General features: G+C 66.4%; 13 protein-coding genes. 6 read left to right on the forward strand and 7 right to left on the reverse strand.

Annotation, left to right across the window (positions count from 1 at the left end; genetic code table 11):
• The first annotated feature begins 12 nt into the window (after nt 1-12).
• Entirely contained in the window at nt 13-1656 is a 1644-nt protein-coding gene (locus tag ACSQ3Y_RS16180; protein WP_436178049.1) for an amidase, read from the forward strand.
• A 411-nt stretch (nt 1657-2067) separates the two neighbouring features.
• Nucleotides 2068-3357 carry an ankyrin repeat domain-containing protein gene (locus ACSQ3Y_RS16185; RefSeq protein ID WP_436178050.1) on the forward strand — a complete coding sequence of 430 codons (1290 nt, stop codon included), beginning with the start codon at nt 2068-2070 and terminating at the stop codon, nt 3355-3357.
• A 640-nt stretch (nt 3358-3997) separates the two neighbouring features.
• On the opposite strand, the gene ACSQ3Y_RS16190 is transcribed toward ACSQ3Y_RS16185, so the two are convergent.
• The 3 genes from ACSQ3Y_RS16190 to msuE all read right to left on the reverse strand — a co-directional run bounded on the left by ACSQ3Y_RS16190 (nt 3998) and on the right by msuE (nt 6883).
• Nucleotides 3998-5023: a methionine synthase gene (locus tag ACSQ3Y_RS16190; protein ID WP_428001148.1), complete on the reverse strand. Its 1026-nt coding sequence runs from the start codon at nt 5021-5023 to the stop codon at nt 3998-4000.
• A 253-nt stretch (nt 5024-5276) separates the two neighbouring features.
• Nucleotides 5277-6260 carry a DUF1852 domain-containing protein gene (locus tag ACSQ3Y_RS16195; RefSeq protein WP_436178051.1) on the reverse strand — a complete coding sequence of 328 codons (984 nt, stop codon included), beginning with the start codon at nt 6258-6260 and terminating at the stop codon, nt 5277-5279.
• A 41-nt stretch (nt 6261-6301) separates the two neighbouring features.
• Nucleotides 6302-6883, reverse strand: a complete 582-nt coding sequence (gene msuE / locus ACSQ3Y_RS16200; RefSeq protein WP_436178052.1) for an FMN reductase — start codon at nt 6881-6883, stop codon at nt 6302-6304.
• Between the two features lie 133 nt (nt 6884-7016).
• Between msuE and ACSQ3Y_RS16205 the strand changes: the two genes are divergently transcribed.
• A complete protein-coding gene (locus ACSQ3Y_RS16205) occupies nt 7017-7928 on the forward strand; it encodes a LysR family transcriptional regulator (protein WP_057203351.1) in 912 nt (303 codons plus the stop codon).
• Between the two features lie 66 nt (nt 7929-7994).
• On the opposite strand, the gene ACSQ3Y_RS16210 is transcribed toward ACSQ3Y_RS16205, so the two are convergent.
• From ACSQ3Y_RS16210 to ACSQ3Y_RS16225, 4 genes are all read right to left on the reverse strand, one after another.
• Nucleotides 7995-9272, reverse strand: a complete 1278-nt coding sequence (locus tag ACSQ3Y_RS16210) for a CynX/NimT family MFS transporter (protein ID WP_436178053.1) — start codon at nt 9270-9272, stop codon at nt 7995-7997.
• Nucleotides 9273-9359: 87 nt separating this feature from the next.
• A complete protein-coding gene (locus ACSQ3Y_RS16215; RefSeq protein ID WP_436178054.1) occupies nt 9360-10742 on the reverse strand; it encodes a hypothetical protein in 1383 nt (460 codons plus the stop codon).
• 36 nt (nt 10743-10778) lie between these two features.
• On the reverse strand, nt 10779-12770 hold the full coding sequence (locus ACSQ3Y_RS16220) for a HEAT repeat domain-containing protein (protein WP_436178055.1): 1992 nt from the start codon (nt 12768-12770) through the stop codon (nt 10779-10781).
• A 149-nt stretch (nt 12771-12919) separates the two neighbouring features.
• Nucleotides 12920-14038, reverse strand: a complete 1119-nt coding sequence (locus tag ACSQ3Y_RS16225; protein ID WP_436178056.1) for a leucine-rich repeat domain-containing protein — start codon at nt 14036-14038, stop codon at nt 12920-12922.
• A gap of 711 nt (nt 14039-14749) precedes the next feature.
• Here ACSQ3Y_RS16225 and ACSQ3Y_RS16230 point away from each other — a divergent pair.
• The 3 genes from ACSQ3Y_RS16230 (at nt 14750) to ACSQ3Y_RS16240 (ending at nt 21744) form a co-directional block, all read left to right on the forward strand.
• Nucleotides 14750-15442 (forward strand): response regulator transcription factor, encoded by a 693-nt coding sequence (locus ACSQ3Y_RS16230; protein ID WP_436178057.1) that lies wholly within the window; start codon nt 14750-14752, stop codon nt 15440-15442.
• Between the two features lie 23 nt (nt 15443-15465).
• Entirely contained in the window at nt 15466-17379 is a 1914-nt protein-coding gene (locus ACSQ3Y_RS16235) for a sensor histidine kinase (protein WP_436178058.1), read from the forward strand.
• Between the two features lie 210 nt (nt 17380-17589).
• Nucleotides 17590-21744, forward strand: a complete 4155-nt coding sequence (locus ACSQ3Y_RS16240) for a fibronectin type III domain-containing protein (RefSeq protein ID WP_436178059.1) — start codon at nt 17590-17592, stop codon at nt 21742-21744.
• Nucleotides 21745-21799 lie beyond the last annotated feature (55 nt).

The following is a 21799-nucleotide window of genomic DNA, read 5'->3' on the forward strand; positions in this document are numbered from 1 at the left end:
TGAACCTCCTTCGTGAACACTCTCAAACACACCTTGCCGGGATCTTCCGTCCTGACAGCAGCACTGACACCCAATGCATCGGGCAATTCAATGCCCGGACCCCATCGCGCAATACCCTCCAGCGACAGTTGGCCTGTTTCTGAGCAGGACACACAGATCGTGACACTGACGGCGTCTGACTTGGCACGCAAGATCCAGGCACGGGAGCTCAGTTCTGTTCAGGTGGTGCGGGCGTTTGTCAGCCAGATCGCGCGTTACAACGAAGATTTCAACGCTATCGTCGTGCTGGATCTGAACGCCGCAATGGAACGTGCACAGGCTGCGGACCAGGCGTTGGGGCGCGGTGAGATCTGGGGCCCGTTGCATGGAGTTCCCGTGACGGTGAAGGATACCTATGCAACACGCGGGCTGCGCACGACTGCCGGCTCATCTGATCTGGCCAACTACGTTCCCGAAAATGACGCCGTTGCGGTGGCTCTTTTGCGCCAGGCGGGGGCCATTGTCCTGGCCAAAACCAATGCCGCAACGCTGGCGATGGATATGCAGACGACCAACACCCTGTTTGGAACCACCAACAACCCCTGGAATGTGAAACTGACCACAGGCGGTAGCAGCGGTGGGTGCGCTGCCGCGGTCGCCTCGCACATGTCGCCTCTTTCCTTCGGCTCCGACTTGGCGGGCTCGATCCGCCTTCCCGCCGCTTACACCGGTGTCTGGGGCTTGCGGCCAACCCATGGTGTTGTGTCGATGCTTGGCCATATCCCACCCAAGCCCGACGAGGTGGACGGCATCAGGACCATGGCTGTGTTGGGGCCTTTGGCCAATAGTGTCGAGGATCTCGAACTGGCCTTGTCGGTGTTGGCGCGAACCTCGCCCGAAGACGCAACGGTCGCTCCGCTGCATCCTCGATCCGCCCAACCGGTAGCGTTGACAGGTCTGAAGATTGCCTATGCGGTCGAGTTGGGGGGAATGCCTGTCGGTGTGGACGTCAAGAAGGCCATTGAACAGGTGGTGGACGCGCTGCGCGCAGCAGGCGCAATTGTCGAAAAGGCCGAACCCCAAGGCTTTTCGTACCAACGCACCTGGGAAACCTGGGGGGCACTTGTAGGGATGCAAGGCGGCTATGAGCGCTCGAACCTTGCACGCCGCATCGGGCGCCTGTTTGCAGGAAAATCGGTAAAAGATATCCCCCACCAGCGCAGGATCCTCGACCCGATCTCCGTTGAAAGCTACATGCGAGCGCTGACAGAGCAGGCGCAGCAAACCAATGCAATGGAGCGATTCCTCATTGGCTATGACGCATGGATCGTCCCTGTCTCGCCGGTGCCCGCTTTTGTGCACCACAAGCACAGCCGGACATTCGGAATTTTCAATGTGTACGATGAGCCGCTGTCAGTGGATGGCAAGGCTGTGCCGTACTACAACGTCACGCAGTCCTACACGACATTGTTCAGTGTCACAGAGGGCCCCGTGGTCTCCATACCCGCATCTCAGACCGCACAAGGATTGCCCGTCGGCCTTCAGTTGGTCGGCCGCCGCTTTGACGACTGGCATTTGCTGTCTGTCGCCAAAGCAATGGAGCCACTGCTGGCAAGATTGCGGCCCAACCGTGGAGCCAACGGCATTGGCGCACTCGGCGCGGCGATAAATGAATGAATAGCTGAACTCTGGCCGTGGCCGACAATTGGGCCGTGACCTGCGCATTGCCGCTGCGCATCACGATCAGGCTCAGGGCCAGTGCAAAGCCACCGCCCTGGCCGCACCCGGGCATCACGGCCTCCAGTCGCGCTGCTGCCCAGACCGCATAGGGCCCATGGGCATGCGCCACTGGACAATTCGTCCAGTGCGGCACGAGAGGCACCATCTATCATCGCGCTAAGAGCGGCTAACAAAACTCTTCTGGCGTCGTTGCAGCGTCTTGTCGTACTGCTCGTACTGCCTGCGACGCAGCGCCTAGCCAGAACCGCTTCACTGAGTTTTGTTAGCCGCTCGAAGGCATCCCACCTTGGCCGACCATGCACCGTGGGCACCACACCCATCAAGACAACAGACAGACCCACAGACTTCATGCAAGACGCTTCTTCGTTCATTCAACCCGGCACCTTCCGTATCCGCCAGGCCGATCAGGCCGCCGCCTTGCAGAACCTGCAGCGCGGGTGTCCAAAACACATGGTGATTGCAGACTATCTGAAGAACCCCGAGGAGTTCGCCCGCACCCGCTACCTGGCGCGCGCGTTCGAGCTGCTGGGCATGCAATGCGATGTGGATGGTGGCGACCTGCTGCTCGTGCCCTTCGAGGGCGGCGAATCGGTAGACCTCTCGGCCTACTACTGGGATTTCATCGAAGATCTGGCGCACGAAGAGACGCCGGGCTCCATGGCCCACGGCACCAAGGCCGCGTTCCATGAGGCGGGCATCGATGTGGAAGATGGCGACGAAGAAAACCACCACGCCAGCGAAGCGGTCGACGACTTCATCAGCGAGATGGCGGACCGCAAGATCACCACCGCTGAGCTCGATGCCCTCATCGCCAGCGAAGGCAGCGTGGACTGTCGTGACTACAACGGCAAAACGCCTTTGCTGGCGGCGTGCGAAGGCTACCGCTGGGCCATTTCGCAGCACGCCGATGCGCAGATGGAAGACGACAGCGATGAAGGCCGCGAAGCAAAAGCCGACGCCGCAGCAGAGCTGGCGGTGCAGGCGCACAACCTGCAGACCGTGCTGCAGCGCCAGCCGGACATGGCCGCGCGCACCAGCGACGGCACCGATGCGTTGGGCTTTGCCACCGAGTCGGGCAGCGTGGATTTCGTGGACCAACTGCTTGCGCACGGCGCAACCGTCAACGCGGGTGCGCTGCAGGGCGCGGTGCAGAGCCTGTCGGTGGACATGGTGCGCAAGCTCGCCCAGGGCCATGCCCACCTGGTAGGCCCTGACTTGCTGGTGCACGCCTGCGTGGCCCACAGCGCCATGCCGACCAAGCTGGAGATGGTGCGCTACCTGGTCGAAGACCTGGGCTGCAACGTTAACGCCCCCGTGACCGGCACCATCCATGAAAGCCTGGGCAGCGTGCGCCGCATGGCCACGCCCCTGATGGCGGCCGCGTTGACGGACGACCTGGCGGTTGTGCAGTACCTGCTCAAGGCCGAGGCCGACATACACGCGGTAGATGTCTACGGCAATACGGCCCTGCATTACTGCAGCGGCCAGACCTGGGTGTCCGAAGATGGCCCGCTCTGGTTTGCGCAGGATGACAACCCCAAGGTGATCGACCTGCTGCGCCAGCACGGCGCTGATGACGGCGCCACCAACGTGGCCGGTAGAACGCCAGCCGACCTGTTCGCCAGCCGACGCGCGTAAGGGACTTCAGTCTGGTATTGGCTTGCACCGATGCAGCAGTGGAAGGTCTTCGAGCCGGGTGCAGGAGCTGCTTTTAACGGAGGTTGGCTGCGCGCTGAAGGGCCTCGGCCCGTGGCTGTGGGAAACGTCGTTAGACGACTTTTGCAGGGGTACTTCACCCCTTGCTCGTATCGAGATCGTGCGTCGTAGGGCGATCCGAGCAGTCCATTTCTGAGCGGATCGTCAAACCGAGGGCGCAACGCGCGTTTTCACACAGCCTCGGCCGGTCCCTGTCATCGCAACAGTGGACTGCGCGCATTCCGAACTGGCCACGCTGGTCGGGATGATGTCAACCAAGGGCGCCCAAGATGCCCAGATGGCACGCGCTCCAGTTCCCATCGAAGCAAGCGTTCATCACATCGAATCCATGAACGCACCGCCCAAGCAGGCGGTACCAGGAGCGCCACCGCCGCAGGACAGCCGAACGCAACCGATCAGGCCCAGCCCCGCAATGGGTTGGCCTGGGCTTGGTTCGCCGCGCACGCAGATGTCCCACACCGGCGCCGGCCCCTGGCGGCGCGCGGCGGCTTGCGCCGCTTGCCATGCCGCAGGGCGGTCGCCTAAACGCGGGGCGCAACGCACGGCCGTGCGGGGGCGTCAGTCACGCCGTGGCGAAGCGTTCCTTTGCCAGCCTGGTGCCTTCGGCCAGCGCTTGCAGCTTGCGCCAGGCCACGTCCCGGGCCATGGGGGCCAGGCCGCAATTGGTGCAAGGGAACAGCCGCTCCTTGGGCACGAACTCCAGCGCCCGGCCTATGGTGTCGGCCACTTCCTCGGGTGTCTCGATCACGTCGCTGGCCACATCGATCACGCCGACCATCACGTCCTTGCCGGCCAGCAGCTTCATCAGGTCGGGCGGCACATGCGAGTGGATGCATTCCAGGCTCACCTGGTCGATGCTGCTCCTGGCCAGCGCGGGGAACACCGCCTCGTACTGGCGCCATTCATCGCCCAGAGTGCTCTTCCAGTCCGTATTGGCCTTGATGCCGTAGCCGTAGCAGATGTGCACCGCGGTGGTACAGGTCAGGCCCTGCGCCGCGCGCTCAAGTGCCTGCACGCCCCAGTCGGCGGCGTCCTTCATGTAGACATTGAAGGCGGGCTCGTCGAACTGGATGATGTCCACGCCGTCGGCCTGCAGCGCCAGGGCCTCCTGGTTGAGCAGCTCGGCGAAGGCAAAGGCCATCTTGACCTTGTCGCCGTAGAAGCGGTCCGCCACCGTGTCGACGATGGTCATCGGGCCGGGCAGGGTGAACTTCAGCTTCTTCTTGGTGTGCGCGCGCGCCAGTTGTGCCTCGAACGCATGCACGCGGCCCTTCAGGCGCAGGGCCGAAACCACCTGCGGCACCATCGCGTCATAGCGGTTGTCGCGGATGCCCATCTTCACCTTGTGCTCGAAGTCGATGCCCTCGACCTGCTCGAGAAAGCCGTGCACGAAGTGCTGCCGTGATTGCTCACCGTCGCCCACGATGTCCAGGCCAGCGTCTTCCTGGGCCTTGATCCACAGCAAGGTTGCATCGGCCTTGGCCTGGCGAAGCGCATCGCCTTCGGCCATCCACTGAGGCCAGAGCTTGTTCGTTTCAGCCAGCCAGGCGGGCTTGGGCAGGCTGCCGGCGATGGAGGTTTCAAACATCTGAGGATTCCTTTAAAGCAAAGATGGGGTGGCAAGCTTAGAGCGGATAACAAAACTCAGCAAAGCGGTTCTGGCTAGGCGCTGCGTCGTAGGCAGTACGAGTAGTACGACAAGACGCGGCAACGACGCCAGAAGAGTTTTGTTAGCCGCTCTTAATCACTTCGGTGTCGTTTTACGCGAACAGCCACGGATGGTGTGTTGTAGGGGCATGGCGGCAGGCGAGACGTCGCCGCAAGAGCGCTTGTCGGGCGGGTCAGAGCGCGACATCGGCAGCCCATTGCTCAAGGACGTTCTTGTACGGCTTGATGAAGTGCTCCTGCGCAAACTGCCCCTGCTGCACCGCCAGCTGGCTGCGCTCTTCCCGGTCATAGACAATCTGCGTCAACGAGTAGTCTTGGTTCTTCAGGCTCGGCTGATAAAGTCTTCCAGCGGCGCAATTGGCGTTGTAGATTTCGGGGCGATAGATCTTCTGAAAGGTCTCCATGGTGCTGACGGTGCCGATCAGCTCAAGGTTGGTGTAGTCGCCCAGCAGGTCGCCGTAGAAGTAGAAGGCCAATGGCGCAACGCCATTCGCGGGCATGAAAAAGCGGACCTGCAACCCCATTTTTGCGAAGTACCGGTCGGTCGGGGACGGTTCACTCTGTTGGTACTCCACACCCAGCACAGGGTGCTGGTTGCCTGTCCGCTCATAGGTCTTGCTGGTCGAGGCGCTGATGCAGATCACAGGCGGCTTGTTGAAGCGCTCTTGGTAGGTGCTTGAGCTGACGAATTGCTTGAACAGCTTTCCATGCAGGTCGCCAAAATCGTCGGGCGTGCTGAACTCTGCCCGATCGGCGTTGTACCCCGGCAGCACGACGCTGAAGTCGTAGTCGCGCACGTAGGATGAGAAATTGTTCCCCACGATGCCATCGATGCGCCTGTTCGTCTTCTTGTCGAGGATGCAGGTCTTCAGTATCTCGATCAACGGAAATGCACCCGTGCTGCCCTGGGCGCCCATGTCCATCTCGACGGAGATGATCTCGAGTTCGACCCCATAGCGATCTCCCGTCGGATTGTCCCAATGCGCCAGGTCGTTGAAGCGGTTGTCGATCATCCTCAGCGTGTTGCGCAGGTTCTGCCGCCGGCTCATTCCACGGGCCAGGTTGGCGAAGTTGGTGGTGATGCGCGTGCTGTCCGATGGGTGGTAGTTCTCATCGAAGAAGATGCTCTTGAGGTGAAAGCTGGGGTCTGTGTTCATGGCGATGATCTGTTTTTTTGAGAGAAAAGACGATTCCTGTGTCAGGCCGCAAACACTTCCTCGGCCACAGCGGGCCTGGCGTGGCGCGCCAGTTCGACCAGCGGCAGTGCCCGTTGCACGGCCAGCCTGGCCCGCTCGATGACGGCCTTATTCTGCAGGCGGTAGTCGGCGAAATCCGCGTCGGTCGCGTAGACACCCAGCGGCAAGGTGCGCGCCTGGAAGAAGCTGAACAGCGGCCGCAACTGGTGGTCGATCACCAGGGCATGGCGCTCGCTGCCACCGGTGGCCGCCAGCAACACGGGCTTGTCGGTCAAGGCGTCCTGATCAATGAAGTCGAAGAAGTGCTTGAACAGCCCCGTGTACGCGCCGCGAAAGACCGGGATTGCCACCACCAGCACGTCGGCTTGCTCGACCGCTGCAAGCTCGCGCTCCACCGTGTCGGGCAGGTTCGCACGCCAGACCGCTCCGGCAAGCCGCGGTGCGAGCTGGCCCAGTTCGACCAGGCGCTGCTCGCACGGCAGTTCGTCGGCAATCAGCTCCAGCAGGTGCTCTGCCAGGGCTGCCGACCTGGAGGGGCGTTGCAGCCCGCCGGAGACTGCGACGAGACGCAGGGGACGTGTCATTTGTGCTTTCATCAGGATGGTTCTGCGCGTTGCCGCCAAGCAGGCAAACGAACGATGTGGGCGGATGATATTGGCGCAAACCAATGAAGTAAAATGGTTTTATTTCAACAATCCATGAGCGAGATTCATGTAAATGCTTGAGCGCATCCACCTCAGCATCGTTCAGCAGGTCGAAAGACAAGGGTCGCTCACAGCCGCTGCGGGCGTGCTGAACCTGACCCAATCGGCCCTGAGCCACAGCATGAAGAAGCTGGAGCAGCAGCTGGGCACCGACATCTGGCTGCGCGAAGGCCGAAGCCTGCGCCTGACGCAGGCCGGCCAGTACCTGCTGGCCGTGGCCAACCGCGTGCTGCCGCAACTGGACCTGGCCGAAGAGCGCCTGGGCCAGTTCGCGCAGGGCGAGCGCGGTGCACTGCGCATCGGCATGGAATGCCACCCGTGCTACCAGTGGCTGCTCAAGGTGGTGTCACCCTATCTGGCGGCGTGGCCAGACGTGGATGTGGACGTCAAGCAGAAATTCCAGTTCGGCGGCATCGGCGCGCTCTTCGGCTACGAGATCGACCTCTTGGTCACGCCCGACCCGCTGTTCAAGCCAGGGCTGAAGTTCGAGCCCGTGTTCGACTACGAGCAGGTGCTGGTCGTGGCCAAAGGCCACGCGCTGGCTTCGGCACCCTATGTGAAGCCCCAGCAGCTGACCCAGGAGGTGCTGATCAGCTACCCCGTGGACGTGGAGCGCCTGGACATCTACAACCAGTTCCTGTTGCCGGCCGGTGTCACGCCCAAGCGCCACAAGGCCATCGAAACCACCGACATCATGCTGCAGATGGTGGCCAGCGGCCGCGGCGTGGCGGCCCTGCCGCGTTGGCTGGTCGAGGAGTACGCGGCCCGGATGGACGTGGTGCCGGTGCGGCTGGGCGTGCGCGGCATCGCCAAGCAAATTTTTCTGGGGGCACGCGAGGCAGACACCGCCATCGACTACGTGCGCGCCTTCATCGAACTGGCCCGCCAGCCTGCCATCGCCATGGCGCAAGGAGCCAGGGGCTGACGCCACCCACCGCCGACGCAAACCGCCTGCGCTGCCCGGTGGAGCGCCGAGAGCATCTGGTGGCCGTCACTTTTTCGCCTGAACCACCATGCGCCGCCCGGCCCCCCAACCGCTCCACGCCATCGCCACCGCAAGCGCCCCCACCAGCCAGGTATTGGCCGCATAGCCGCCGGTCCATTCGCGCAGCACACCCACCAGCAGGGGGCCGCCGGCTGCCAGCAGGTAGCCCCAGCCTTGTGCCATGGCCGAGAGCTGGGCCGTGATCTGGGCATTACCGCTGCGCATCACGATCAGGCTCAGGGCCAGCGCAAAGGCACCGCCCTGGCCGCACCCGAGCAGCACGGCCCAGAGCCAGCGGCCACCCAGCGGGCCGACCATCAGGCCCAGAAAAGCGACCAGGATCAACGCACTCATGCCGACGGCCAGCGCGCGCTGGTCGCGGCAGCGTGCGGCGAACGAGGGCACCAGCAGGCAGGTGACCAGTTGGGTCAGTATCGACACCGCCACGATGTAGCCTGCGTCCGCACTGCCGATGCCGCGCTCTCGCAACAGCGGCGACAGCCAGCCCATCACGATGAAGGCCAGGGCCGATTGCAGCCCCATGAAGGCAGTCACTTGCCAGGCCAGGCGATCGCGCCAGAGTGCGCCGCCCCCAGCCGCCCCGTCGAGGGGCTGGGCACGGGTGTGCCACGCCTGCGGCGCCCAGAGCAGCAGCACCAGCACGGCGGGCAGCGCCCAGAACGCCAGGGCCCAGGCCCAGTGCCCATCGAATGCACCCACCATCAGCGGCACGGTCAAGGCTGTGGCCGATGCGGCGCCCGCGCAGATCGCCAGCGTGTACAGGCCGGTCATCAGGGCGGTGTGGCTGGCAAAGCTGCGCTTGACCAGACCCGGCAGCAGCACATTGCCCATGGCGATGCCGGCCCCTGCCAGCACCGACGACGCAAACAGCGGCCCCAGCGTGCCCGCAGCGCGCAGCAGGGTGCCCACGGTGATGAGCAGCAGGGCCAGCAGCAGCACCCGCTCTGGCCCGAACCGGCGTGCCAGGGCGGGCGTGGGTGCAGAAAACAGCCCGAGGCACACGATGGGCAAGGTGGTCAGCATGCTGGCACCGACGGCCGACAGGCCGGTGTCGCGCATCACCTCGGGCAAGACCACGGAGAGGCTGCCAAACACCGGCCGCAGGTTGCAGGCAATGAGGATCAGGCTCAGGCCCAGCAGCAGCCTGTGGCTGTGATCGCTGCCTGGCTTCATCCCTTCGGGCTGCGCGGCATTGGGGTTGGGATCAGCGGTTTCGGCCTGGGCACTCGTGAAGGTGCGCAAAGCGGTTGTCGAATCGGGCAAGGGCATAAGCGTCTGACTTTAACGCTCCGCACAAGGGGCTGCCGGGCTGATGGCTCGTGGCCGTAATACCTGCCTCAAAGCAAATGCTCACGGCACGCCGATGTTCCAGGTGATGACCGGGTCCTTAAGAGCGGCCCTGCTGCCCGCAGGCGACAGGCCGCCCCAGTGCCTGAAGTATTGGATGTAGTCTGCCAGGTACCCCCGCTCCAGTTCATCGGGTTCAGCGGCGCAGGTGATGTCGATGTAAAACTGCCCGTCGAATTGGCGGTCTTGTATCACCTGTGCCGTGTTGTAGGGGCCGCTGCACGATTCGCTCAGCAAGCGGCCCAGCTCGAATGCGGCCGAGCGCACTGCGCGGTTGGTCGAAGAGGCGTCTTCGATCTCTATGCGGTAGCCGTGCTTGCCCTTCTTGGCGGAAGGGGGCTGGGTCACGCGCACCACGGGGCTCAGGTGGGGCTCCAGCAGCGCGTGGGTCAGCGGCTCGTCGGGGCGCCACATCAGCAGGGCGCTTTCGGCGAGCAGGTCCTTGCGTCGCAGTGTGAGGTAATTGAGGCCATCCACCAGGCCGCATTGGTTGGTGATCTCCCATGGGGTGTCCCAGCGCAGCTCCTCGGCCTGCACTGGCACTGGCCCTGCGTGCCCCACGCCGCTCAGCGGGATGGCCAGCAGCACCTGCGGCTGCAGCCACCCGGTGAAAGCCATGCAGGCGCGCGTGCCATCATGCCAGCCGAGAAAGTCGTTGCCATCGGCGTCCAGCGGCTGATCGAAGCGGTGCACCGTCCGCAATGCACTGCCTGCACTTGCGCCCAGCAGCTTCACCCCTTCGGCGTCCACCAGCAGCGTGCCACCGCTCGGCAGCGCGAGCACCCCTACCAGCCCATCCACCACGCTGATGGAGCCTGCGAATGCGCGCTGCGCCACGTCGTAAACCTGGTAGATCGGCTCCTCGGTGGTGCGAAAGAAAAACAGATCATCGGTGAAGCGGGGCCGCCAGCGCCGCTCGGATCGGTCGACGCCGGTGATCTCCTCCAATTTCGTTCCCGCCAGGTCGTACACGGCCCATTGCTGTTGGTTGCCCAGGGCGATGGCGGTCGGGGCGAGGTAGCGCTCGGCGTAGTAATACGGCATCTGAAAGATCAGCTCGCCATCCCAGCGGCGCGCCACATACAGGTCTTGCCCGTCGTCCTGCTCCTCATTGAAGAATGCATACGAGAGCTGGCCGCCCAGGAAGCTGTGCGGGGACAACCATTCACCCTGGGCGTGGGTGATGCGGTTGTGGTCCCCTTCCTTGCGGAAGCTGCCCACGACCCGGTTGCCGCCGATGCTGAACTTCAGGTACTCGTCGACCGGCGGTTTGAGCAAGGGGGTGCTGTTCCCTTCGGTCAGCATGACGCGTGACTCTTCGCTCACGAACTCCAGGCCCGCCGGCGTGGTGTCCACTGCAGCGATGCCCCAAAAATTGAACAGCATTTTTCGTGGTTGTTGGGTTGTTGGGAGCTGCGTGCGTCAGAGTTTTTTCTCGCCCAGCCGCGCCACACTGGCCAGCAGGAACGCCCGCGTGCCCGGTACACCCAGACCGTTGTGCGCACTGCCGCCATCATCGTCGCCCGTCGTGCCCAGGGCCAGCCAGGCTGTCAGGGCGGCCTGGGCCACCTCCAGGTGGGTTTCCTGCAGCAGCAGCTCGTACAGTGGCTGGCCTGCCGCAGGGTCTGCGATCTGCGCCAGCGCGGTGGCGGCGCCGTGGCGGCGGCGTGCGTCGGGGCTGGCCAGTTGCTCCACCAGCGCAGGCACTGCGGCTGGATCGGCCAGGCGGCCCAGGGCATCGAGTATCTCGTCGGTGGCGGCATTGGCCTGCAGTCCTCGCAGCAGATCGGGTATGGCCTCGCGCGTGGCTGCGCTGGCCAGGGTCTCCAGGATCAGCTGCGCATCGGCAGGCGTTTCGGCCTGCTGCAGTGCTGCGGACAGTGCGGCGCTGGCCTCAGGGCTGGGCGTGGTAGCCAGGGACAGCATGGCGCCGTCGCGCAGTGGGTTGCTGCGCACCAGTAAGGGTGCCAGCAACCTGGCTCCCTGGGGGTCGCGGAACTCGGAAAGCGCCAGCACGTAGCGGTGCTGCACGTCGTTGCTGGCCGCCTGCGCCTCGCTGATCAGCGCGGGCAGTGCCTGGGCGCCCTGTGCGATCAGCGCCTTGCAGACAGTGTGGACGTATTCGTTGCGGATGCCGGGCAGCAAGCCCAGCAGCAAGGCCTGCACCTGAGGCCCACGCAGGCCTTCGCAGGCGCAGGCAACGGCGCTGGCGTTCCAGTGGAGAGGGTCGTCTGCCAGTGCCTGCGCAAAGCCCTCAAAACCCTCCGCATGGCCCAGCGCGGCCAGCGCCTTCGCCACGCTGACGGCATCGCCGCTGGGCAGTTGGGCCAGCATTCCGCGCAGGTGCTGCGCTGCTTCTTCGGGAGCCGTGTGCACTAGTTGCAACGCGGCAGCGCGGCGAACCTGCAGCGAAGCCGAATGCAACCCTGCGCGCGGCCACTGCTGCTCGCCGGGCCCGTCCAGCTGGGCCAGCACCTCGGCCAGTTCGCCGGCATCGCGCGGTGTCCTGGCCTGCTCCAGCGCGGCCATCAGCTCGGGCACGGCCTCCTGCGCGTTCAGCGGGCCCAGTGCCGGTGCGGCAAGGGCCACCCCGGCCCGCAGCAGCGGCGCAATGGCACGGGCGTCGCCCAACTGGCCCAGCACCTTGACCAGTTCCATCCGCAGCTCCAGCGGCATGCCGCGGCGCGGGTGTTCAAACGTGTCGATCAGCGGCACCACGGCGGCTTGGTCGCCCAGGCGCCCCAGGGCGCTGATGCAGGTCTTGCGCACCCGGGCGTCGGCGTCGCCCAGCCCCTGGATCAGCAGGTCAAGGTTGGCCTTGGTGGATTTATCGACCACCGTGCTGCACAGCGTGACGATGACATCGCCAAAGTCCTTCTTCTTGTCGGTCTCTTCACGGCGCATCTTGCCGATGGCTTCGAGCAGCTCTGCGATCCAGCGGTCGTCAGCGTGGCGGCGGATGGAGTCCGCTGCATACGCACGCACACTGGCGCTGCGGTGGCCCAGTGCCTTGAACAAGGGCGCGCGCACCTCTGGCGAAGAAATTCGCCCCAGGAACATCAGCCCTGCGCCGGCCTCGTCAACGCTCTTGGATTTGGCCATGCGCAGGTACAGGGGCAGGGCACCATTGGACGGCCGGCTCAGCAGTGCCTGCCTGGCCGCATCGGCCACGGCTGCATGCTCGTCCAGTGTGGCCTCTACCAGCATGGCGGGTGCGCGGTCGGCCAGTACCAGCAGCGCTTTGTGGGCCAGGGGCAAGTGGCGTGCTGGCGCCGACCTGATGAACGCCGCGATGGCCTCGCAGGCCACTGCGGGGGCCGCGCAGGAAAGTGCCTCCAGCGCCAGGAATACATCTACATCGTTCGTGGCAGCCCGCAGTTGTTCGGCAAGCGCCTGGCTCAAGTCTTCATTCATGTGCGGTAAGTAGGCGGGTGGGTGGAAGGGTGGGCAGGTCCATCAGCGGGGTTCGTTGATGGGCGGCGGCATAGTTTCAACAGGGCTGGTTGCTCAGAGGAGCGTTCGTGCGTTTACCAACGCGCTCGGCAATTGCCGAGCCGAACGCCTCAGGCTTTCTTCTTCTCCAAGCGCGCCAGCGTAGCTTCATAAGCCTGCTGCACATCCGGTCGGGCTTCGGCTGCGGCGTTGAACCGGCTGGCCAGCACAGCCGCATCGGCCTTGCCGCCCAGCTGGGCTATGGCCTTGAAGATCTTCTTCATGAAGGCGGCATCGCCGCCGATGATGTGCTTGTCCAGGCGCAGCAGGTCGATGAGCGGCTCCACCAGCTGCGGCGCCTGGGTCTTGCCCACCACGTCGAGCAGCTTTTTGTAGTAGTACAAATGCATCTCGGAGAATCTCTCGCGCTCGTTGAAGTAGGCGAGGAACAGGTTGGTATGGGCGGGGCTTGCGGCCTTGACCAGAATGCGCATGACCATCGCGTGCTCCAGCTTCATCTTGCCGGCGCTGAAGTCGTTGCCCCGGTACCAGGGCCGCGCCAGCGCCGTGTGAAAGCATTGGGTCAGCACGGGAATCAGCCGCTCGCCATAGCCGCTCAGCACGTTCACCATCAGCTCGGCCTCGGTGGCGTAGTGCGGGCTGAGCCCCTGGGCAACCATGGCGTCGAAGGCGCCTGGCGCCGGGTGGGCCAGCACGCCGCGCAGCGTGTCTTCGTCGTAGTGCCCGTGCACCAGGCTCGCGAACGCCTCGCCCAGCAGCGCCAGATCGGTGATGGCGTAGAGCTGGGCCCAGTCGTGCGCGCGCATCAGGTCGGCCACGCGCCATCTCTCGACCTGCTCGGCGTCTTGCACGTGCGGCAGCTCGGGCAGCAGCAGTTGCAGGGCCCCCTTTTCCTCGTTGTGCCGCGCATCGGCGTAGAACCGTGAGAACCGCATGCCCGCCAGCGGCGCCAGGCTGGCCACCGGGTTGTCGTTCACGTGCAGCTCGGTCAGGCCGGGGCATGTGGCCAGCGGCGACAGGTCGGTGATCTGGTTGTTGTCGGCATGCAGGTTGGCAAGGGTAGGGTAGCTGCGCGCAAAGCCCAGGTCCGTGATGCGGTTGTCCGACAGGTACAGGCAGGCGAGCTGCGGCAGGTAGAGCCCCGCCGGAAACGCCGCCAGCTTGTTGTGCCACAGAAACAGGTATTTGAGCGCCTTGAATCCGTTGAGCGCATCGAAGTCCGAGAACATGCAGTTCTCGATGACTGGTCCACTGAAACCGAGAAATCGGCTGTGCGTGAGGGTCTGGCAGGGCCGCAATCTAGGCGCCGGGCGCAGCCGGGTTGCACACCCGGCGAGCACGGCAACGACGAGTGCGGCCCTGCCAGACCCTCACCCTGCGGGCCGGGGTGGCAGCAGGTGCATCGCGGCGTTGCGGGCTTTGCCAAGGCGGCCAGCCTTGGCCGCAGCCCGCGCCTTGCGCTGCATCCCGCGGCCACCCCGGCGCACAGCCGATTTCTCGGTTTCAGTGGACCGGGCTGCAGATGGGGCAACACCCGCAGTGCCGCAAGGTTGGTGAACTTCAGCCTGTCCAGGCTCAGCTTGCGCAGGCCGGTGATGTGGGCCAGGCGGGCCAGGTCCACAGGCTCGGCCATCTTGCTGCTGCGCAGCGACAGTTCCACCACGTCGTCGCAGCCTGCTATCTCATCGAGGTCGTCGCTGGTAAAGCGCTCCAGGTGCAGGCCCTGGGCATGGTTCAGTACGCTGATGGGGGAATGGATCTGGTCGGTGTGAGACGCACGGTTTCAGGGGCAGGGGGTGGCGGGGCAACACGCCTGGCCCGCCTTGTTTGTCACTAGAACTGGGGACAGCGCGCAAGCCAGTGCTGTGGGACACTCCACGGGCCTTCATGCCCCGACAGACAGACAGACAGACATACCGACAGGTCCAGCGCCCCGTTCCATGCCAGAAACCGTTGCCATCACCAGCCCCGCAAGCATCCAGATCGCTCTCGTGGAGGACGACCCGCGTTTCCAGGCGGCCGTGGCCTCGGCGATCCGCCAGACGGATGACATGCAACTGCTGTGGGTGGCCGACACGCTGGCGCAGGCGCTGCGCGCACTGAACGGTGGCGGCCCTGCTGCCGATGTGCTGTTGGTGGACCTGGGCCTGCCCGATGGCTCGGGTATCGAGGCCATTGCAGCGGCTGCGCGGCGGTGGCCCGGCTGCGCGGTGATGGTGAGCACGGCCTTTGGCGACGAGGCGCATGTGCTGCAGTCCATCGAGGCGGGTGCCAGCGGCTACCTGCTCAAGGACAGCATGCCCGAGCGCATCGTGGGCGAGATCCGCAGCCTGCACGCGGGCGGCAGCCCGATCAGCCCGTTGATCGCCAGGCAGGTGCTGATGCGCTTCAAGCAGGCCAGTGTGCCGGCGCCAGAGGCGGCCGCGCAGGCCGATGCCCACGCCATGCTGTCCGCCCGCGAGCGCGAGGTGCTGCAGTACATCACCAAGGGTTTCACGGCAGAAGAGATTGCTCGGGCGCTGGATGTATCGCACCACACCGTGCTCACCTTCGTGCGGCGCACGTACGCCAAGCTCAAGGTGCGCTCCAAGGCCGAGGCGATCTACGAGGCACGTGCGCGGGGTCTGATCTGAAGACCGCTCTGGCGCGCGCCTTTGTGCTGGCATGGTGCCTGCTGTGCAGCGGCGCGCTGCAGGCGGCTGACCCCGGGCCATCGCCTGTCGATCAGGGTGCGGTGCACATCGTGCAGGCGCAGCGGCTGGAGCGCCCCAGCGTGGGCTTCACACCCCCGCCGTACGTGCTGCAAGGGGACGACATGCCGCGCGGCGGGTGGGAGGCAGTGGCGCTGCCGTTTGCCCAGTCGCCGCAGGTCAAGGTGCCTCAGCAGCAGCAGGGCCAGCCGTTGACCACCGAGGTCTGGTACCGCCTGGCGGTGCCCGCGCTCGCGCCTGAGGCCGGCCCCCTGTACCTGTACCTGCCGCGCTGGAAGTCGGACGGCCAGATCGCCGTGTACGCCGATGGACGGCTGCTCTACCAGACGGACGCAAAATTTTTGTGGAACGCGGTGAACCTGCCCTTGTGGATTCCCCTGCAGGGCACGGCCGGCGCGCCCGCCGTGCGCGAGGTGCAGATCCGCGGCCAGCGCCTGCGGCACACCGGTGCTGCCATCTCCAGCGCCTGGGTTGGGCCCAGTGCGGCCATCGGCTGGCGCTACCAGGCGCGCCACTGGCTGCAGTCCGACTTTCCGGCCATGAGCAGCGCCGCCTTCGTGGCCGCAGGCATCTTCGCGCTGGGCGTGTGGCTGCTGCGGCGGCACGAGCCGCTGTACCTGCTGTTCTTCGCCACGTCCGTGGTGGCATTTGTGAGGACGCTGCACTACTTCGTGAGCCGCCAGCGGCTGCCGATCAGCGACGCATGGTTCAGCGGGCTCACCGTGAGCGCGCTGTTCTGGCAGGTGCTGATCTCGTACCTGTTTTTGAGCTACCTGCATGGGGTGCACCACCGCCGGCTCACCATCACGGCCTGCGTGGTCACGGCGCTGGTGAGCATGCTGACGCTGCCACTGCTACCGGCGCCGCCCAACGCGGCGATCATTTCGCCACTGCTGTACGCGCTGCTGCTGGTGCTGGGCACCACGCTGCTGGGCGTCGCCTGCCGCGATGCCTGGCGCGTCGGCTCCAAAGAGGCCGGCCTGCTCGGCGGCTGGGGGCTCATCAGCCTGATGTCGGGCGGCTACGACTGGCTGCTGCAGAGCAACCTGCTGGTCAGCGTGGAGGGCATCTACCTGGGGCCCTACAGCAACATCGGCGTGTTCTTCATTTTCTCGTACATCATGCTGCGCCGCTATCTGGCGGCGCTGGACGGCATGGAGCGCGTGAACGCCAACCTGGAGCACCGCCTGCGCGAGCGGGAAGGCGAGCTGGCCCTGAGCTACGAGCGCCTGCGCGAGACCGAGCACCGGGCCACCCTGGCGCAAGAGCGCCAGCGCCTGATGCAGGACATGCACGACGGCCTGGGCTCCTCCCTCACCAGCGCGCTGCACCTGGTGCGCCACGGCAAGGCCGGCAGCGAAGAGCTGGCCCAGGTGCTGGCCGAGTGCATGGACGACCTCAAGCTGGCCATCGACTCCATGGAGCCCGTGGACGCGGACTTGCTGCTGCTGCTGGCGACCTTGCGCTTTCGGCTTGCGCCGCGCCTGGAGGGCATGGGCATGGAGCTGCGCTGGGAGGTGCAGGACGTGCCGCCCCTGGCGTGGCTTGATGCCGGCAGCGCGCTGAACCTGCTGCGCATTCTGCAGGAATGCTTTGCCAATGTGGTCAAACACGCGCAGGCCTCCTGCATCCGCGTCGAGTGCGAGGCATGCGCCGGCGGCATCGAGGTGCGCGTGCTGGACGACGGCCACGGCTTCGATGTCGACGCCGCATTGCAGGCGCGCGGGCGCGGCCTGAAGAACCAGCTGCGCCGGGCCGACGCCATCGGCGCCAGCGTGTCCTGGGCCAGCACGGCGGCCGGCACGCGCTGCGTGCTGTGGCTGCCGCTGCAGGCGCCCGGCCAACCGCCTGCGCCGTAGCCGGCCCTGCGGCCCCTGCTGCCCCAGGCGGCACTCCCTTTCTGCGCTGCCTGGCCCGGTGTACTCGGGTGCAGGCGCCTGCGCAAGGGGCTGCGCCGCTTCGCTTGTAGCTAGTTCTAGGGACATACAGGCCGGCCGCAAACCGATAGATTCCGGCGTCATCGCCTGTGCGCTGCCTGCACCGGCGTTTTCACCACGAAAGCTGCCCCCATGCCAACCCGCCCGACCCCCTTCTCAAGCACCCCTGACACGGGGGGAGCCCTGGCCTGGCGGCGCGCCGCCACCCCGTGGGCCCTGCTGCTGTGGCTGGTGATGGCCTGGCTGCTGCTGTCCGGCGCCACGCCCGCGCGGGCCCAAAGCCCCGTGCCGGCATCGTTGCTGGGCCAGCCTGTGCAGCAAATGACGGGGGGGTATCTTCACACGTGCGCGCTGACCACGGCCGGGGCCGTGCAGTGCTGGGGCTACAACAATGTAGGCCAACTGGGCGATGGCAGCTTAGGCAACAACAAGATCACGCCCCAGCCCGTTACCGGCCTGGCCAGCGGGGTGGCGGCCGTTGCGGCGGGAGGCGAGCACACCTGCGCGCTGTCCACGGCCGGGGGCGTGCAGTGCTGGGGTATCAACTCATATGGCCAACTGGGCGATGGCAGCATCGGCAGCGCCAAGACCACGCCCCAGCCCGTCATCGGCCTGGCCAGCGGGGTGGCGGCCATTGCGGTGGGAGCCAACCACACCTGCGCGCTGACCACGGCCGGGGCCGTGCGGTGCTGGGGCTTGAACCTCAACGGCCAAGTGGGCGATGGCGGCACCACCGACAGAACCACGCCCCAGCCCGTCACCGGCCTGGCCAGCGGGGTGGTGGCCATTTCGGCGGGTGCCAAACACACCTGCGCGCTGACCGCGGCCGGGGCCGTGCAGTGCTGGGGCTACAACGCTGAAGGCCAACTGGGCGACGGCAGCACCACCAACAAGAGCACGCCCCAGCCCATCACGGGCCTGGCCAGCGGGGTGGCAGCCATTGCGGCGGGGTACAGCCACACCTGCGCGCTGACCACGGCCGGCGCCATGCAGTGCTGGGGCAAGAACGCTTTCGGCCAGCTGGGCGATGGCGGCACCACCAACCAAAACACGCCCCAGCCCGTCACGGGCCTGGCCAGCGGAGTGGCGGCCATCGCGCCCGGGGATGACCACACCTGCGCGCTGACCACGGCCGGCGCCGTGCAGTGCTGGGGCAGCAACGTCGATAGCCAACTGGGCGATGGCAGCAATACCAACAAGCGCACGCCCCAGCCCGTCTCGGGCCTGGCCAGCGGCGTGGCGGCCATTGCGGCAGGGGGCTACCACAACTGCGCGCTGACCACGGCCGGGGCCCTGCAGTGCTGGGGCTACAACGGCGACGGTGAGCTGGGCAATGGCGGCACCACCGACAAGAATACGCCCCAGTCCGTCACGATCCTGGCCAGCGGGGTGGCGGCCATTGCGGCAGGGCAGTTCTACACCTGCGCGCTGACCACGGCCGGGGCCGTGCAGTGCTGGGGCTACAACTATGACGGTCAGCTAGGCGATGGCAGCACCACCAACAAAACCACGCCCCAGCCCGTCACAGGCCTGGCCAGCGGAGTGGCGGCCATTGCGGCAGGAGTTGCCCACACCTGCGCCGTGACCACGGCCGGGGCTGTGCACTGCTGGGGCCAAAACAACCTCGGCCAGTTGGGCGATGGCAGCGCCACCAACAGGAGCACGCCCCAGCCGGTTACAGGCCTGGCCAGCGGGGTGGCTACCATTGCAGCAGGGCAGTTTCACACCTGCGCGCTGACCACGGCCGGGGCCGTGCAGTGCTGGGGCCATAACGTTTTCGGCCAACTGGGCGATGGCAGCACCACCAGCAAAACCACGCCCCAGCCCGTCTCGGGCCTGGCCAGCGGGGTGGCGTCTATTGCGGCAGGGGATTACCACACCTGCGCGCTGACCACTGCCGGGGCCGTGCAGTGCTGGGGCTGGAACAGTAGTCGCCAACTGGGCGATGGCAGCACCACCAACCAGAGCGCGCCCCAGCCCGTCACGGGCCTGGCCAGCGGAGTGGCGGCCATTGCGGCAGCGGGCTCCCACACCTGCGCGCTGACCACGGCCGGGGCCGTGCAGTGCTGGGGGAGCAACGCCGTTGGCCAACTGGGCGATGGCAGCTTCACCGGCAAAACTACACCCCACCCCGTCACGGGCTTGACCAGCGGGATGGCGGCCATTGCGGCAGGGAGCGCGCACACCTGCGCGCTGACCACGGCCGGGGCCGTGCAGTGCTGGGGGAACAACGGCGATGGCAGCACCACCAACAAAACCACGCCCCAAACCGTCACGGGCCTGGCCAGCGGGGTGGCGTCTGTTGCGGTAGGGAGCGATCACACCTGCACGCTGACCACCTCCGGGGCTGTGCAGTGCTGGGGGAACAACGGCACCGGCCAACTGGGCAACGGGGGCACGGCCAACCGCAACCTGCCAACGCGCATCGCCGCAGCGCAGGCCATCGACTTTCCTGTGGCGGCTGGCTCGCCTGCCTCGGGCACCTCGACCACCCTGTTGGCCACCGCCAGCAGCGGCCTGGCCGTGGCATTCGACACCTTCACCCCCGATGTCTGCACCGTTGCCGGCACCACGCTGACCGTGCTGCCCGGCAAGACCGGGTACCTGTGCGGCGTGCTGGCCCTCCAAGCCGGCGGCACGGGCGCCGATGCCGCCTACTTTGCTGCGGCACCCACGCGCTCTCGCCTGATGCTGGTGCCCGATGTCCCTGGCGCCCCCACCGCAGTGACCGCCACGGCCGGCACTGCCCAGGCAACCGTGGCGTGGACGGCCCCCGCCAGCAATGGTGGCAGCGCCATCACCGCTTACACCGCGGCAGCAGTGGCCGACCCCACCAAGACCTGCACGGTCACCACCGGCAGCCCGCTGCCCACCACCTGCACGGTGACGGGGCTTGCCAGTGGCACGGCCTACACCTTCACGGTCAAGGCGACCAATGGCGCGGGCGACAGCGTGGCATCGGCCGCCAGCGCCCCGGTCACGACGGCCTCGCCCGCCGGCGGTGGCGCACCCACCACGGTCAGCGTCAACAGCACGGGCGTCACCACCATCACCGACCCCAGCCTGCCGATCATCGTGGGCCCAGGGGCGGTGGGCGGCACCATTGTTCTGCCCGGCACGGGCACCACGCCGGTCACGCTGCAGGTCACCGTCAACGGCCAGCCGCTCACGGTGACGGCCCTGCCCGGCACCCAGTTGCAGGTGGCCCAGGTCAACGGCCAGAGCGTGCTGGTGCTGGTGGTGCTGCAGGGCTGGGCAAGCATGACCTCCAGCTCGGCAGGCCAGCCCATGGCGCTGGCGGGCGAGGTGCTGCTCAGTTCGGGGGCTGCGGGTACGCGCATCGAGGCGCAGCCGCTGGTGGTTGCGGTGGTGGTCGGCTCGCTCGTACCGCCGCAAGGCAGCCTGCCGCAGGTGGGCAGCCAGGGCCTGCTGGCGGGCGAGCGCCTGCAGGTGGACGCACAGGGCAAGCTGGTGAGCATCAGCCTGGGCTCACTCAGGGGCGATGCACAGCAGGTGGGCGATGCCATGGCGTTTGCCAACCTGCCCGTCAGCATCACCGTGGACGGCGCGGCGTATGCGCGCCTCAGTGGTGCAGTCACCCGCCTCTCGGGCGCGAACCTTGCCGTGGGCCTGGAGACCACCCCCTCGGGCGTGGTGCTGGTGCGCGATGGCACACAGACCATCCAGCTGCTGCCCGTGCAGCCCATCACCATCGATGCGCGCCTGCCCGATGGCGTCGCTTTCACCCCGCTGGGCCTGCTGCGCTGGGTGCGTGGCGGCGTGGTGGTGCAGTTTGCGCCCGCCGTGGCCGACCTTGCGGGCCTGGCCAACGCCATCACGGCATTGCTGCCCGATGCGAAGACCAAGCTCGGTGCCGAGGGCGTGCTGCAGCTGACCACCGGCGGCGCCACCTATGTGCTCAAGCCCGACTGGACCGGCGCAGGCACCGCCACCGGCACCCCGCAGATCGGCGTGGACGGGCAGGGCCGCATCGTGTTCCAGATCGGCAACGGACCCCGGCAACTGCTGCTGCCCGCGCTGCTCAACGCCACCCAGGCCAGCAGCATCTTCACCACCGCCATCCCAGGCGCTGCCTTGGCCGTGGTGCCCGGCAGCAGCGAAGGCGCCCTCACGCTCACCCTGGCCGGCCAGCAGTGGCGCCTGGTGCCGCAGTGGGTGCTGCCCGGCAACGATGCAGCGCAGACCGCGCCCTGGCGCATGGGCAGCGACGGGGTGCTGTACCTGAAGCTGGGCACGCAGGTGCAGGGCGTGCGCATTGTGGATTGATCGAGGCAGATCGAGGCCGGCCAACCCGGCTGGTCATGGACTTCGGCAAGGCCCC

Origin of the sequence: Acidovorax sp. LjRoot66 (genome assembly GCF_964253305.1) — a bacterium.
GTDB lineage: Bacteria > Pseudomonadota > Gammaproteobacteria > Burkholderiales > Burkholderiaceae_C > Acidovorax.